At 57.4% G+C, this 15,223-nt stretch carries 13 protein-coding genes; 7 read left to right on the top strand and 6 right to left on the bottom strand.

Annotated features, from left to right (window positions below; all coding sequences use genetic code 11):
* Positions 1 to 72: 72 nt before the first annotated feature.
* The 4 genes from HMPREF9241_RS01595 to HMPREF9241_RS01580 all read right to left on the bottom strand — a co-directional run bounded on the left by HMPREF9241_RS01595 (position 73) and on the right by HMPREF9241_RS01580 (position 4,297).
* Positions 73 to 858: a glycosyltransferase gene (locus HMPREF9241_RS01595; RefSeq protein WP_006680531.1), complete on the bottom strand. Its 786-nt coding sequence runs from the start codon at positions 856 to 858 to the stop codon at positions 73 to 75.
* 106 nt (positions 859 to 964) lie between these two features.
* Complete coding sequence (locus tag HMPREF9241_RS01590) at positions 965 to 3,517, bottom strand: heavy metal translocating P-type ATPase (protein ID WP_006680530.1); 2,553 nt, start codon at positions 3,515 to 3,517, stop codon at positions 965 to 967.
* Positions 3,518 to 3,721: 204 nt separating this feature from the next.
* Positions 3,722 to 3,967, bottom strand: coding sequence for a heavy-metal-associated domain-containing protein (locus HMPREF9241_RS01585; protein ID WP_006680529.1), 246 nt, complete (start codon positions 3,965 to 3,967; stop codon positions 3,722 to 3,724).
* Positions 3,968 to 4,012: 45 nt separating this feature from the next.
* A complete protein-coding gene (locus HMPREF9241_RS01580; RefSeq protein ID WP_006680528.1) occupies positions 4,013 to 4,297 on the bottom strand; it encodes a metal-sensitive transcriptional regulator in 285 nt (94 codons plus the stop codon).
* 190 nt (positions 4,298 to 4,487) lie between these two features.
* On the opposite strand from HMPREF9241_RS01580, the gene HMPREF9241_RS01575 reads away from it, so the two are divergent.
* The 4 genes from HMPREF9241_RS01575 to HMPREF9241_RS01560 all read left to right on the top strand — a co-directional run bounded on the left by HMPREF9241_RS01575 (position 4,488) and on the right by HMPREF9241_RS01560 (position 9,066).
* Positions 4,488 to 5,984 carry a hypothetical protein gene (locus HMPREF9241_RS01575; RefSeq protein WP_006680527.1) on the top strand — a complete coding sequence of 499 codons (1,497 nt, stop codon included), beginning with the start codon at positions 4,488 to 4,490 and terminating at the stop codon, positions 5,982 to 5,984.
* A 43-nt stretch (positions 5,985 to 6,027) separates the two neighbouring features.
* Positions 6,028 to 6,666, top strand: coding sequence for a hypothetical protein (locus tag HMPREF9241_RS01570; protein WP_040318343.1), 639 nt, complete (start codon positions 6,028 to 6,030; stop codon positions 6,664 to 6,666).
* Between the two features lie 83 nt (positions 6,667 to 6,749).
* The gene (locus tag HMPREF9241_RS01565; RefSeq protein WP_050998762.1) at positions 6,750 to 8,471 is read left to right on the top strand and encodes a glycoside hydrolase family 13 protein; all 1,722 of its coding nucleotides are present in this window, start codon (positions 6,750 to 6,752) and stop codon (positions 8,469 to 8,471) included.
* Between the two features lie 58 nt (positions 8,472 to 8,529).
* Positions 8,530 to 9,066, top strand: a complete 537-nt coding sequence (locus HMPREF9241_RS01560) for a 3'-5' exonuclease (protein WP_207326462.1) — start codon at positions 8,530 to 8,532, stop codon at positions 9,064 to 9,066.
* Positions 9,067 to 9,090: 24 nt separating this feature from the next.
* Here HMPREF9241_RS01560 and HMPREF9241_RS01555 read toward each other — a convergent pair whose 3' ends face one another.
* Positions 9,091 to 9,669, bottom strand: a complete 579-nt coding sequence (locus HMPREF9241_RS01555) for a hypothetical protein (RefSeq protein ID WP_131367599.1) — start codon at positions 9,667 to 9,669, stop codon at positions 9,091 to 9,093.
* A gap of 276 nt (positions 9,670 to 9,945) precedes the next feature.
* On the opposite strand from HMPREF9241_RS01555, the gene HMPREF9241_RS01550 reads away from it, so the two are divergent.
* On the top strand, positions 9,946 to 10,830 hold the full coding sequence (locus HMPREF9241_RS01550) for a DMT family transporter (RefSeq protein ID WP_006680522.1): 885 nt from the start codon (positions 9,946 to 9,948) through the stop codon (positions 10,828 to 10,830).
* Positions 10,831 to 10,989: 159 nt separating this feature from the next.
* On the top strand, positions 10,990 to 11,208 hold the full coding sequence (locus tag HMPREF9241_RS08950) for a hypothetical protein (protein WP_006680521.1): 219 nt from the start codon (positions 10,990 to 10,992) through the stop codon (positions 11,206 to 11,208).
* Positions 11,209 to 11,448: 240 nt separating this feature from the next.
* On the opposite strand, the gene purB is transcribed toward HMPREF9241_RS08950, so the two are convergent.
* A complete protein-coding gene (purB, locus tag HMPREF9241_RS01545; RefSeq protein WP_006680520.1) occupies positions 11,449 to 12,918 on the bottom strand; it encodes an adenylosuccinate lyase in 1,470 nt (489 codons plus the stop codon).
* Between the two features lie 214 nt (positions 12,919 to 13,132).
* Between purB and HMPREF9241_RS01540 the strand changes: the two genes are divergently transcribed.
* On the top strand, positions 13,133 to 15,217 hold the full coding sequence (locus tag HMPREF9241_RS01540) for an acyltransferase family protein (protein WP_165544423.1): 2,085 nt from the start codon (positions 13,133 to 13,135) through the stop codon (positions 15,215 to 15,217).
* Positions 15,218 to 15,223: the final 6 nt, after the last annotated feature.

Here is a 15,223-nt window from a genome sequence, read left to right as displayed (position 1 = left end):
AAGCGTATGGTGCCCTGCTTGGGATCCTCCCAAGCAGGGCACCCAAGTTTTACGGTTGAAATCCTTGAACGGCTAGGCGTCAGTGAGTTCCCGATCACGTGCAACGCATGGGTAGGGGATTCCAACACCCTGGCGAGCATTCGCATACGGGTGCGGGTGATGGTGGCGCGCTTTTACGCGACCGAATACCGTGCGAATTGAAGCGATCGTCGTATCGGTGAAGCGCGTACGCGGGTTCAAATCGCCGAATGATTTATCGGCACCTGTGCGTTCGAAACTGCAGGGAATCTCAATGATCGACAAGCCCGCGTTGAGCACATCAATCGTCATCGCAATTTCCAAGCCGTACCCGTTCATAAAGGGCATAGCTGCCGTGATTCCCTCGCGTGTCACGCAACGCACGGACGCAAGCGGGTAAGCGGGTTCCCAGCCGGTTGCGCGTCGAATAACGCGACGCGCCAACCGCGCGGCCCGTCCCAATTTCGACGTGAGGCTCATTCCTACGGGAATAGAACACGCGCAGTCGGCTTCACCGTTCATCACGGACTCAACAAGCGCAGTAGCCTCAACCGCCGAATCTCCCAAGTCAGCGTTCAGAACAAGAAGAAGGCGCGCAGGCCAATCCGCCCGATCGCGCATCGCGGCCACTTTGACGCCAGTCTCGATGGCGGATGCGCGGCCTCGTTCCACAGAATGGCGGACGACGACTGCACCGGCGGCGCGGGCGGCAGCTCCCGTGTTGTCATCGGACCCATCGTCGACGACGATCAGCAGATCGACGCCGGGGATGGCTCGGCATGCGCGCACAGTACCGGCAACATCGTGGCCAACATTGTGGGCTGGGATGATGGCTGCCACTCGTTGAGGGGCGACGTTTGACCGTGCTGGCAGACTGGGAGGATTCACCCTTACAGTGTAAAACACTGGCAAAGTCTGTTAGGACAGTTGTTCACGTGGTGACCCGCTAGTGTGCTGAACGCAAACGCAACGAATTCAACACAACGAACACGGATGAGAACGCCATTGCAGCCGACGCAAGCATGGGGTTCAGCAGGCCGGCGATTGCCAGCGGAATCATTGCAACGTTGTAGGCACATGCCCAGAACAGATTGCCCTTAATGATGCGCAGGGTACGGCGCGAAATGCGGATGGCAGTGGCTGCGCTGGTCAAGTCGGAATTGACCAACGTAACGTCGGCGACCTCGATCGCAACATCGGTCCCTGATCCCATAGCGATCCCCAGGCCATGGGTGCCCGCCTGAGCAAGTGCCGCAGCGTCGTTTATGCCGTCGCCAACCATGGCGACAACGCGTCCCTCATCCTGCAATCCCTTGATGATGTCGAACTTCTTTTCCGGCATAACCTGCGAAATAACGCGCGAAATACCAACTTGCTGAGCAACATGTTGAGCGGCTGCCTCGTTGTCTCCGGTCAGTAGGATCGGCTCAATACCCAATCCCTTGAACTGCTCGATTGCGGTCTTAGACGTGTCCTTCACGGTGTCACGAACAACCAGAACACCGTACGCGTAGCCTTCAATACGCTCCGGCAGGATCCTCTGAGCGGAGGTCGTCTTCTCTTCGGTGTTCGCTGACATCGACGTCTCTGACGCAGATACGTCGGTTCGCCAAAGCACGGTTCCTTGGTATCCCGCGTTGTTGACGATGGTTTCGAGTTCTTCATCCGTGTGCGGTTTGGTCAGCGTGATCGTCGCGGACTCGGTCGCAAGGTTCACCGAGGCACTGACACCGTCGAGTGTGCCGAGCTTCCTCTCGACCCTGCGCACACACGACGCGCACGTCATGCCCTGGACGTTCATAGTGATCGTGGCCAGAGGAGCGGGCGCGGTCAAGCCGGGGATGTCAAGCGAAGTTTCTGCCGACTCGGAGGTGGAAGAGTCGGCCACCGATTCTACTGCGGTGGCTGAGTGAGCGTGGCCGGCCTCGTTGGAATCACTCCACTGGCCAGTCTGGGCGATCATGATTGCGGTCGCGCCACTTGCTTCGGCGGTGGCAACTGCAGACTCGACCTCGTACGGAATGGTGACGCCCAGGGAATCCAGCCATGACGCGCGTCCAACCAACACCAGCGAATCGCCACCGGAAGGGGTGTCTACCAGCGCAGATACACCAAGTCCTGCGTGGTTCGAGAATCCGCGAATCGACGAGGGCGCGACTCCCCGCGCGCTCGCACCGCTGACAATGGCGCGAGCAATAGGGTGCTCGGACGCAGACTCAACCGCGGCAGCAAGGCTGAGGATTATATCTTCCGATAGCCGGTCGCCGTTCGACTCTGGTGGAGCAACGATGCTTTCCAGCGACATCTTGCCGGTGGTGACGGTGCCGGTCTTATCCAGAACGATCGTGTCGATCGTTCGCGTCTGCTCCAGCGTTTCGGCGGATTTGATGACGATACCCAGCTGGGATGCGCGACCGGATCCCACCATAAGAGCGGTCGGAGTCGCCAAGCCGAGTGCGCATGGGCAGGCGACAACCAGCACGGCAACGCCGGCGGTGAAGGCTGCTTGCAGGGATGCTCCAGCGATCAGCCAGCCGATCAAAGTCGCCAGTGCGATGCCGATGACGACCGGAACGAAGACTCCGGAAAGACGGTCGGCAAGTCGCTGAACAGGGGCTTTACTGGCCTGCGCTTGGCTCACCATCGCGCCGATGCGAGCAAAAGTAGTGTCGGCTCCGACTCGGGTTGCCTTGACCGCGAGGGTGCCCCACGTGTTGATCGTCGCGCCGGTGACCTCGTCGCCCACGCTGATATCTTCGGGCACAGATTCGCCGGTTAGCAAGGAAGTGTCGAGTGCGGACTGGCCTTCAACAACGATGCCGTCCGTGGCCACCTTCTCGCCGGGCCGAACAATGAACATGTCGCCGACCTGCAAAGATGCTGCCGGAACAACCACTTCGTGACGCTCGCCGGTGGCGGGATCGACTTCGATCTTCGTCGCTTCCTTTGCGCCGAATTCAAGCAGCGCTCGCAGTGCGTTGCCGGCGCGGTATCGGGCGCGCGCTTCCATCCACCGTCCGGTCAGAAGGAAGACGGTGATCGTGCAGGCGCCCTCGAAATAGATTTCCGCGTGATGTGTGGCCGTGGCTGCGCGTGGGAAGAGAGTCATCGACATGCGCATGCCGAGTTCGCCTGCACCACCGAAGAGGAGAGCCCACCAGCTCCACAGGGAGGACGCAGTGACGCCCAGTGCCACCAGGGTGTCCATCGTTGTTGATCCGTGGCGTCCAGCCGCAAAGGCTGCCTTGTGGAAGGCCCATGCACCCCAAGTGGTGACGGGGATCGACGCAATGGCGACAACCCACTGCCAGCCGACGAACTGCCAGGCGGGCACCATCGACAAAAGCATGGCAATCAGCCAGAAAGGGATGCAGATGATCAGTCGGCGCTTGAGATCCTGCGCATGAACTTTGACGCCTTCGCCGATGTGGGTTGTGCCCTCGGAATTATAGGAGTCGGAAACGGGGGCGACGGACTGAAGAGTGGAGGATATGGACACGGTTGTCTTTCCTTGTCCGCTTGCCGGGACGTGCCACGAAGGCTGAGTGTGTGGGCATGCCGACTGGTGGCGTGCCCGCGGGCGGTCGTGGGTGTCCGGGCGCGGAAGGGAGGTGGTCGAGGACGTGGCGCGTTATGTTGGGCCACGTGCCGGCCAGTTTTGAGGAACGAGGTCGGGCGCGGGCATCGCCCGCGTCCGAGGGTCTCAGAAGTCGCGGGTGATGCCGACCAGCTCGAAGCCTGCTTCGGACACGGCTTCACGCAGGACATCATCGTCAAGGGCAACGTCGGACACGAGGGTGACCTTGGAGGTGGCACCGGAGTTGAGGATGACGTCAACGTTCTTCACGCCGGCAACGTCGGATAGTTCCTCGGTGACGGACTGGACGCAGTGTCCGCAGGTCAGGCCATTAACGGCGAGTTCAACGGTGCGATCGATTTCCATGGTCATGGCGTTCTCCTTGTTGTTGTGGCTGGATCGTGCAAAGTAGGTGGTTCAGGACTTGATGAGCCGGGCGATTGCCTTGGTGGCCTCTTCAATCTTTTCGTGCGCGGCTTCGTCGGATTCTTTGGCGGCGTGGACGACGCAGTGGTTCATGTGGTCTTCCAGCAGGCCGATGGCAACGGAATTAAGCGCTGATTGGACGGCGGACATCTGCGTAATGATGTCGATGCAGTACTCGTTTTCGCTAACCATGCGCTGGAGTCCGCGAACCTGTCCTTCAATACGGCGGAGTCTGGCCAGATAACGGTCAGTGGAGGCTGAATATCCGTATGCCATGGGTCGCCTTTCCTGCTTGTCCTTCTAAAACGAAGATACCCCTAGGGGGTATGGGTGTCAATGGCTGAAATCTGCCACGGTACGTGTGGAACTCAGGGAACAGGCAAATAAACAGGGGTTGTCCCCGATTGCGCCTTTTGCTGACCGCACTACGCTTGAAAGATAAGGAACCGCGGGGAAAGGAGAAGCCATGGCGCATCGTCGTACACCACGCATCTATGCGCCTCGCCGTGTTCCCCAGTCGTTTTCTCCCGCTTACACCGCCATGCGCCTGATTCCTTTGGTGCCAGCACTCCTTGCCTCCGGAGCATTAGGTCTTGTATCAGAACTACCCGCCCTCTCTGAAGAGATGCGACAAAAAGCTCGCCACGCCTCTCAATCGATGGGCGACGATTCATCTGAGCGCTCGCAACGCCTTTTCTTCGACGAACCCGGTCTTGATACGCTCTTCGTCCGCTTCCTCGCCGGTAGTGCGCAGGCCGTTTCCCACGTGGCAAAGACGGTAATGCGTGCTCGTATCGCCCTTGAACCCGATAGTCCAATGGGGAAACGAGCAGCTCAAGCACTTCCCCTTGTTCCCAAACGCGCATACGACACATTGATGACCGGAATGCTGTCGATCGGAACGGCCGTGGGCTACATTCATTCCGGCCCTGTTCACGCCCAAGTGATCGCAGATTCAGCCGAAGCCTCGTCCATTGATCCCCCAGCCGGACACGCCACAGCTGCACTTCGTCGCTGGCAAGCCCCCCAGAGTCTGGGCGATCTATGTGCCGATATTGACGACATGTACTGGTCGATGACCGACGGGAACACGGTGAAAATAACCCGCGTCGGTGAAGGGGAAGCCCGCAGATGGCTGGTATCCCTGCCCGGAACGGCGCATATGGACTTCGAATCGAACGCGAATCCCGCGGATATGGAATCAAACATCCGCGAAATGATCGGTATCGAATCGAATATGCGCAGTGGGCTTGTCATGGCGATCCACGATGCAATGAAACGCGATGGGCTTAACCCGCAAGAGTACGCAACGGAACCGGTGTTGATCTGCGGTCATTCGCAGGGGGGATTGATTGCGACTGTGTTGGCGTCGATGAATCCCAAGACGGCCGGCCTCGACGTGCAAGCAATTCTGGCGACGGGAGCACCGGCGCGCAGGTATCGGATTCGCCCGGATGTCACCATGGTGTCGCTGGCTCACGACCAGGACGTTATCCCGTCGATGGATGGGACTCCGGCGCGTCAGGCCGATCACCGAGTCACGATCGGTCGTAAGTTGGTGCGGCCGCGCCGCCAGCCTCTCTATTACGCCCATTCGTCGGCAACGTACACCGAAACAGCGCGTCAGTTGGAGCGCATGGTGAAGGTCAATCCGTGGGGTCGAACCGCGTCCGCTGTTGCCGCACTACAGGATTTTCTTCCTCAAGATGACGAGGTCACGCGCGTCATGTTTTACGAAATCTGGCAGGACGTCACAACGCCGACCTCTTTTGAGACATTCGACCCGGTGGTAACGCTTGCAAAAGACGATTCCGTCACTCCCGTGGAATTCGATGTCTCGTGGCCACCCTCCTCATCGCGCGCCACCGTTTCAGTTGCATCCAGTGACTCCGATGAAGGGGCGCTACTCACATCGAGAGTGAATGACTTCCCCTCCCTGGAAAGGACACCCAATGACGAGTGAATCCACAGGCTCAGAATTGTCCAAAATCGGACGGAGAATGCGGATGGCTGCCATGTCGCGCCAGAGCATACCTTCAGCCGGCAACGGCAAGAAATCTCAGATTCCGCAGATCGGAAGCCCTCTGCTGATCGGGGTCTTGGGCGTTGGCGCGTTGGGTGCAGGTATCGCCTTTCGCGCAATGAAGCCGACACGTCGACGAGGCCGATCAGACCGTTTTGAAACTTTGATCGAAGCGGGGATCGATGATGCTCTTACTGAAAAATGCGGGAAAGACATTCACTTCGATGTGTCGGTGAACGTGGGGGAAGGCTTCGGGAAACCGGCGCTGGTGACCTTCGATGTCACGGTTGATACCGACGGAGCTGAGTGCCAAGAAGATGACTTGAGAGAGATCCTTGATGGGGCGACCCAAGCTGTCTGGGACAACGGTGAATTAGCTCCACTCGCTATCCGCGGTCGTATTATGGCGCAGGTTCTAGCCGATGCCGACTGTGACACAGCGGGGCAGACAGACCAGAACTCTATATCCGCAGATGCTCTGGACATGAGCGAAACGGGTGCGGCCTCGTCGATAGTGATGGCGGATATGACGCTACTGGGATTCGACGACGGAACCGCTCGACCCACGGATCTGTTCGAGCGATACGGTGCTCCCGCATCGGATCGGAACTGGCGCCCGTAACAACGAAATTCGGTTTCTCCATGGTCTGATGGACAATAGTGGAGTGCGCGGAGCACAACGGGACTATCAGATCGGGGGTCGGAATGACTGCTCACCAGGAACACAATGGAGCATGGTGGCGCGGTGCGGTCGCATATCAGGTCTATGTCCGCTCATTTCGTGACTCGAACGGCGACGGGATTGGTGACCTGCCGGGGGTTACGCAGTCGCTGGACGATCTGGCGAAGCTGGGCGTTAACGCGATTTGGCTGAACCCCTGCTATCTATCTCCGCAACACGACCACGGCTACGACATTGCGGATTATCGTCAGATTTTGCCCGACTATGGAACTCTGGCCGATTTCGATCAGCTGGTCGCGCACGCTCACACGCGGGATATTCGCGTGCTGATGGATATCGTCCCCAACCACTGTTCCAGCGAACACCAGTGGTTCATCGACGCTACTTCCGCAGGTCCCGGCTCACCCGAACGCGATCGTTTTATCTTTGCCGACGGGGAAGGTGACGGGAGTCAGCCACCGAATGACTGGCCGTCGGTTTTCGGTGGCTCAGCCTGGGATCGCTTAGACGATGGGACCGAAAACCCTCAGTGGTATCTGCATCTCTTTGATTCTACGCAACCTGATTTCAACTGGCGCAACCCGGATGTCCGCACCGAATTCCTCGATATTCTGCGATTCTGGTTTGACCGTGGAGTCGACGGGTTCCGTATCGATGTTGCACACGGCATGGTGAAGTCCCTTCCGATTCCGCGCGGTACGCACGCGGACCAATCGGGTTTGTGGACCCAGCCGGAGCTCTTCGAAATCTATAGCCAGTGGCGTCAGCTTGCCGAATCCTACGATCCGCCGAAGTATTTTGTCGGCGAAGCGTGGGTCAATGATCCCGAGGTTTTCACTCGTTTTACAGCTCCTGGGCATCTTCAGCAGTCATTTGCGTTTGACCTGCTGGTTCAGCCTTGGTTTGCGTATAGGTTGCGTCGCTCGATTGAGCAATCCTTCGCGGTTGCCGGGCAAGAAGATGGGCCCGCGTGGGCGTTGGCGAACCATGATGTTCACCGCCTGGTTACCCGCTTGGGTCAGGAACGCATCGACAAAGACCCCGATCCTTTCGACATGCTGGCAGATGCCCGTCGAGATACTCCCGTGAATACTGCGCTGGGCAAGCGTCGTGCGCGCGCAGCAACCGCGTTGCTTTTCGCTCTGCCGGGAACGGTCTACGTGTATCAGGGTGAAGAACTCGGACTTCCAGAAGTACTCGATCTTCCCGATTGGGCCAGGCAAGACCCGATGTGGATTCGCACGAATGGCCAGCAACGAGGCCGCGATGGCTGTCGCGTCCCCCTGCCGTGGAAGAAGCGCGGATCGTCAATGGGTTTTGGGCCCGATGGGGCTTCTGCTCCGTGGCTACCTCAACCTGAAGAATTTCGAGCGTGGGCACGTGACGAACAAGGTGAGGATCCAACATCGATGCTGTCTTTGTACATGCGATTGGGTGGACTCCGACGCCAACTTGTTGGGTCAGCGCACCGTGTGCACTGGGCTGATCAGGTTCCCGAAGAAGTTCTGGCGTTCAGCGCGGGAAGACTGTTCTGCGCGACGAATACAGGTGGAGAAGATGTTGAGGTCCAGGTCCCTCAAGGTGCCCAGATGCTCCTGAATACTGCGGTTGCCGACTGTGACGTGCACCTGTTGGATAACGGAATGTCACTGGCTGATGGCACCGATTTTGATTCTCGCACGTGGTGTTTGCCCGCCGACTCAACATCCTGGTGGTCACTGAATGGGGGTGCTGACACTGAGTGAACAGAGAATACGGTCGCGCCGGCCTTTTAATGCGAAATACATTCCCAACCTGCACTTCTTGACGCAACCGTCTTTTGTTGCCGTCGATTTCGAAACTGCTAATCGCGGTGGCGGAGTCTCCGCCTGCCAGGTGGCATTGGTGAAAATGGAAGACGGGCAGGTGACTGACGAATTCTCGACCTTCATTCAGCCCCCGCAGGGTTATAGCCGGTTCGAATTCACATGGCTTCACGGAATCGGCCCGCGTCAAGTAGCGACGGCTCCAATGTGGGATCAGATCGCTGACCAGATCGCACGCTTCGTTGGCGATCTCCCCGTCTACGCTCATAACGCGACGTTCGACGCTCGAGTCTGGAAAGACTTGGACGACTACTTTGGGACACTTTCTTTGCCCCAGCATTTTTTCTGCTCGTATTTGACGGCACGACGAATGCTTCCGGGCCTCGAAAATTACGCGTTGCCGACTGTTCTTCACGAATGTGACCCGACCTTTAGTCTGAATCACCACGAAGCGGGTTCCGATGCTCACGCTTGTGCGCGAATCGTCAGGCACCTTGCGTCCCGCGATGATCTGCACGGCGCTCTTGCCCCCTGAAAACAGCCTTCAGCCAGCGCATTCTTAGATGGGGCACCTGCTCAAGGTGTCTTTTACCGTGCTCTTCGAACCGACCCACACGGCAATGCGATGATCGATCGACTCAAGTAACTTGAAGGCATCATGCATGCGCGCGTCAATGTCGTCGTCTAACAGGAACTCCATGTGCGCAACGCGGTTACGCAGATTGTGTAGGCGCGCCACCCTTCCGTAGGTGATTGACCCGTCGGGGTCCTTCTCATTCGGGAAAGCGTGAATCAGACACTGTTTCCACAACGCGCGACGATGCTTCTCTGCCTCCAAGCCGGCCAAATCTGACGGTGTGCTTGTCCCATGATGAGGAAGAAGATCCGCCCACATTCCAAACATGACGCAGGACAGGACGTCATCATGCGATGGCTGGTCTTTGCGAGAGTGAGTCTTCGGTTTTTGTTTAGATTCCTTATTCGCCCAGTTCAACGCTTGGCTTCGCTTTGAAGCAGAGAGCTTATCGAGCGGGGGAGCTGGATCCTCAAGAAGCCAACTGGTCGCTTCAGGGTCCTGTTTGCGGTTCCACGCCTGAAGTTGCCGATCCATCGCGTTGCGAACAAAAACTTCGGTCATCCCCAGAATGAAATGAACATCGGACGCCAGTTCGGCGTGCCAACAGTATAGCTCCAGGCTTTTGGGAATGTCCCCTCCCGTGCGCTTCAAATACGGCTTGAGCCTGGCCATGGAAATGTGGCTCACTAGGAGTTCTTGCTGCGACACTGTCATAAATTGATGGTGTCAATTAGCGCAACGCCTGGCAAGTGGTTTCGTCGCAGTGTTGTGTTTCGATACCGAACCTTCAAGTGGACGTGCGCGCGCCGGTGCAAGCGCCTGGTTTAGGCTGGCGTGATGAAAACCCGAGTTGATGCCATTGCAATGCTGGCCCTGATCTGTGTGACCGCGATCTGGGGCTCGACGTTCTTCATCATCAAGGGGATCCTGACGGCGATTCCGACGCTGGACTTCCTGGGCGTCCGCTTCTTCATTGCAGCGCTGGTGATTTTTGTTTTACGAGGCCGCACACTTCTGCGAGCTTCTGTCACCACGTGGAAGCGCGGATTGATGGCGGGCACGGTCTTCGCCGTGGCGCAAATCGTGCAGACGATTGGCCTGGAGACGGCAGATGCGTCGGTGTCCGGTTTTATTACGGGCATGTACGTGATCCTGACGCCACTGTTGCTTTTCATCGCGTTCCGGACGCCGATTTCAAAACCCGTCGTGTTTGCGCTGGTCTTGGCGTTTACTGGGTTGTCGATTTTGTCTCTGAACGGTTTTAGCGTCGGGCTTGGTGAGGGACTGACCTTCATTTCGGCTGTGTTGTTTGCCGTTCATATTGTGCTTCTTGATCAGTGGGCTGGTCAGGAATCCGGTCTTGATTTGGTAGCCATTCAGCTGATTGCTCTTGGTGTGATCTGTGGTGTTTCAGCCTTGCCAGGTGGAATCGTCCTGCCGTCGGGAATCAACGGCTGGGCGGTCATGATCTACATGGCGGTCATTGCCGGCATCGTAACTGTGGGACTTCAAACATGGGCGCAGTCAAGAATTCCTGCGACTAGTGCCGCGGTCATTATGACGACGGAGCCCGTGTTCGCAGCGATCTTCGCGATCCTCTTTGGTGGCGAGCATTTGACGTGGCGACTGTTCGCAGGTGGTTCGCTGGTGGTGGGCGCGATGCTCTTGGCAGAGCTCGCTCCACGGAAGTCTTCGACCGCAGATGAGGGTCTCGTGTCATAATTATGACAACGGCAGATAGCAACGGTGGATACTGGGTTTCAAGCCCTCTACTAGAGAAATAAAATATAAATTAGTAGGCTTTTTGGAATGAATTATAAAATTAATCTAAAAATGCGAAAGTAAAGTAATAGAAAGTAGAATTTTAGGAGGCAAAATCTTATGAAAAAATCCGGCAAATGCCCAAAGTGTGGAAGTGACAATATTTTATTTATACCAGGTAAAGTTGGAGCTTATGGTGCAGGGAATAATATTCCTATAGGTCTAACTACTCTGTCTTCTATTTTAGTAGAAAGATATGTATGTTGTAAATGTGGATTTTCTGAAGAGTGGGTTGATATCTCTGATATTGAGAAGTTGGAGAAGAAATATGGTAAGTGATCTAAGTCTAAAATTATAGGATTAACAGTCCGGCCGAACGACTATAAAACTTAGCTTTTGTAAAAGTTGATATTGCTATAAGATTTTTCACCCGGGAGTGGTGGTCTCGGAAGATTCGAGTTCCGTGTCCTGATTGTTTCGATCGCGCCCAGTCGCTAGCGCATCGATTCAAAGGTCAAGGTGTAAAAGTTTCGGGAGTGAGCAGATTGCTCACTCCCGAAACTAATGCGATCAGTCGGATCAGCGTTCGTCGTTCACCCAGTGTGCCATTTCGGTCGACAGACCGATGTAGGTTGCGGGTGTGAGAGCACAAAGGCGGGCTTCTTCTTTAGCGGGCAACCCAAGGCCGGCGATAAACTCACGCATTTCGGTGGCCCCGACCTCGTGGCCACGGGTCAGCTCCTTCAGGCGCTCGTACGGGTTCGTCATTCCGGTCGCGCCGGCGATCGACGCGGTGCGCATGACCTGCTGAACCGCTTCGCCGAGAACTTCCCAGTTCGCATCCAGGTCGGCAGCCATACGGTTAACGTCAATGTCGATGCCGTCAAGGCCACGAACCAGGTTGAAGAACGCGAGGATCGAGTGCCCAAGGCCAACACCGATATTGCGCTGGGTCGTCGAGTCGGTCAGGTCACGCTGCATACGCGAGGTGACCAGCGTCGATGCCAAGGAATCGAGCAGTGCGCACGAGACTTCCAGGTTCGCTTCGGCATTCTCGAAGCGAATCGGGTTCACCTTGTGGGGCATAGTCGACGAACCGGTGGAGCCCTGGGCTGCGAGGTTCTGGTGGAAGTAGCCCATCGAAATGTAGGTCCAGCAGTCGGTTGCCAGGTTGTGTGCGATACGTCCGGCGCGCGCAACATCGGAGTAGAGCTCTGCTTGCCAGTCGTGAGATTCGATCTGTGTGGTCAGCGGATTCCAGGTCAGGCCCAAACCTTCGACGAAGTTGCGAGCGAGGACCGGCCAATCAGCGTTCGGGACGGAAACGACGTGCGCTGCCCAAGTTCCCGTGGCGCCGTTGATCTTGCCCAAGTATTCGGTGTTTTCGATGCGTGCCAGCTGACGAGCGAAACGGTGGGCAAACACGGCCATTTCCTTGCCCATGGTGACGGGCGTTGCAGGCTGACCGTGCGTGTGTGCCAGCATCGGAGCGTCTGCGCCGGCTTCAGCGAGGCGCAGCAGTCGAGCCTGCAGTTCGCGGGCGGCGGGCAGCCACACCTGCTCGATGCCAGCCTTGATGGTGAGCGCGTAGGCGAGGTTGTTGATGTCTTCCGAGGTGCAGAAAATGTGGACGACCTCGCGCAGGTGCGGAAGCGAGGAATCGGGGCCGAGGACCCCGGTGGCCTTCTCCAGGTGCTCGCGGATCAGGTACTCGACGGCCTTCACGTCGTGACGGGTGACGGCCTCGAATTCGCCGAGACGTTTGATGTGGTCGGCGGAAAAATCGCGGGGCAGTGCGCGCAGGTAGTCGCGTTCAGCGTCGGTCAGGGTCGGCGCGCCAGGAAGGACGGTGTTGTCGAGCAGGTGGATCAGCCACTCAATCTCGACGTGTATGCGCGCACGATTCAAGCCGGCTTCGGACAGGTAATTCGCAAGAGGTGCAACGGCTGCGCGGTAGCGGCCGTCAAGCGGAGACAAAGGTTCGCCAGATGCTGCCAGATCGGCGTAACCATGATCGGTAGAGAAAAGGGAAATCCAGTTTGCGCTCATAGTGTCATCTTTTCATGTTGGCGCGTGGTTAAGAAACGGTGTTGCGTAACGAAAGTGATGATGCCGGACATATTCGGGTGCGCGTGAATAGTCAGCGGGACAGTGTATTCGCAGGTCGATAGGGGATGAGGCCACTCAACGTGAGAGGGTCTGACCTTTTGAGGTGCGTCACCCGATGGGGTGTCCCGATGGTGGATACTCTAAAATCTTGGGCGTGACGAACCCCCATACTCCGAGCCCGAGTGCTTTTGAATCCTCCGGTCAATCCGGTGGTGGTTTTCAGTCCGCGCACTCGGATAACGAAGGGGATTCGTCAGTAGGCGCGGCCTCGTCCACCCCATCGGAACCGACGCCAACTCTGACAACTCGACGACGCTTGCAGGGACTCGACGGCATTCGTGGCATCGCAGCGATGTTTGTTCTGGTCTATCACCTGCTCCCGCAGTATGCGAAAGCCGGGTTCGCGGGCGTCGACATTTTCTTCGTCCTATCGGGCTTCCTCATCACCTTGTTGCTGATAGACCGATTGGATTCAACTGGTTCACTTGGGATCGGTCATTTCTGGATTCGACGTTTCAGGCGTCTTGTCCCGGCGGCGGTCACGACGTGTATTGGTGCGGGAATCCTTGCTCTGCTCAGCGGGACGGATGCGCTAGTTGCGCTCCCTCGCCAAGTCGTCGGCGTGCTCACCGGCACGTACAACTGGCTTGAAATCATCTCCGGCGCCTCTTACTTCGAGCAACAGTCGCCACTGCTCCTGACCAACGCATGGTCATTCGCCGTTGAACAGCAGTTCTACGTCATCTGGCCACTGATCCTCCTTCTTCTGGTTCGGCTACCGAAACACCTCAGAATCTGGATCGCTCTTGGAATCGGCGGAGCATCGACCGCATGGCACGCTGTCCTAGTCGGCCAAGACCTTTCGCGCGCATACATGGGAACAGACACTCACCTGTGGGGTCTGATGATCGGCGCGGCCCTCGCATTCGCCGTCCCCAACGCCATGCAAATGGTCGATGAACGCGCCAAACATGCCGGATATATAGGCTTCTTCGGCGTCATCTCATTCTTTGCCACGATGTTCCTGATGACCGTGTTGCCGGAGTCTTTCATGTACCCGTGGGGCATGGTCATCGTGTCTTTGGCGACGGCGTTCACTATCCGTGGCTTGCTTCCCGACGTGTCCTACGCCGGGACTGCCCGCCTGCTTCGCAAGGTGCTTGAACTAGGTCCCCTGGTGTGGCTGGGAGAACGATCCTACGGAATCTACCTGTGGCATTGGCCGTTGTGGGTGCTCGCTTTCTACGTGGCTCCCCAGATGAGTCTGTCAATGTCGGCAACGCTCGTGTCAGTGGCATCGGTTCTTTTCGCCGCGCTGTCGTACAGGTTTATTGAGACTCCAATTCGTCGCGTCGGCTTCCTTCAGTGGTGCCGTATCGTGTGGTCAGGTTTTCTGACATTCACTGGAAAAGTACGCATCGTCATCGCCGTGATTGTACTGGTGATTGCCTCCCTGTTTGCGGTTGCACTTTGGTTCTCGCCGAATCAGTCGAGCGCTCAAATTGCCATTGAACAGGGAGCAATGTCGGCTCCTGCCAGCGATGCGATGACGTCCGGCTCGCAGTCCGCGGATGCGGCCTCGTCGGGCGACCAGTCGCAGAGCGAGACCCAAAGCGACGCACAGTCTGGCGCACAAAGTGGCGAACCAGAGTTCATCCGCCGCTACGACTACACGCAGCCACAGGTCACTGGCGAAGAAATCACGATTATTGGCGACTCGGTCACCCTGGGTTCTTCGGCTGCGCTCAGCGAAGCATTCCCGGGTGTCTACGTTGATGCCGAGGTCTCGCGTTCTGTTCTTGCTGCTGGTCCCATCATCGATTCTTTGAACGCGCAGGGCTTGCTTCGCGAATACGTCGTCATCTCACTGGCAACGAATAATGTCGTGACAGACGACCAGATTGACGCACTTGTTGCCCAGATCGGGCCAGAGAGAAAGCTCATCCTGGTCACTGCATTCGGTCCTGCTCGCACAACGTGGATCCCACCGTCGAATGACACGATTTGGCGTGCAGCAACGCGCTACCGGAACGTGTTCGCGGCCGATTGGGCGAACCCCATTTCCCGTCACCCCGAGGATCTTGCCGGAGACTCCGTGCACCCGGCAACGGATCAGGGGCACCAGATTTACGTTGAAGCAATCCGGAGTGCTCTGAACGAGGCCCTTCAGATCTCCCTGCGCGACAGTGAAGCGAGTGCCGAAACGGATTCTCAATTCGGAGCACAAGCGGCGTACTGATTCAGC

The sequence above is a fragment of the Schaalia turicensis ACS-279-V-Col4 genome (assembly GCF_000296505.1).
In the GTDB taxonomy this organism is placed as follows: Bacteria; Actinomycetota; Actinomycetes; order Actinomycetales; family Actinomycetaceae; genus Pauljensenia; species Pauljensenia turicensis_A.
This window is presented reverse-complemented; position numbering and strand designations above follow the sequence as displayed.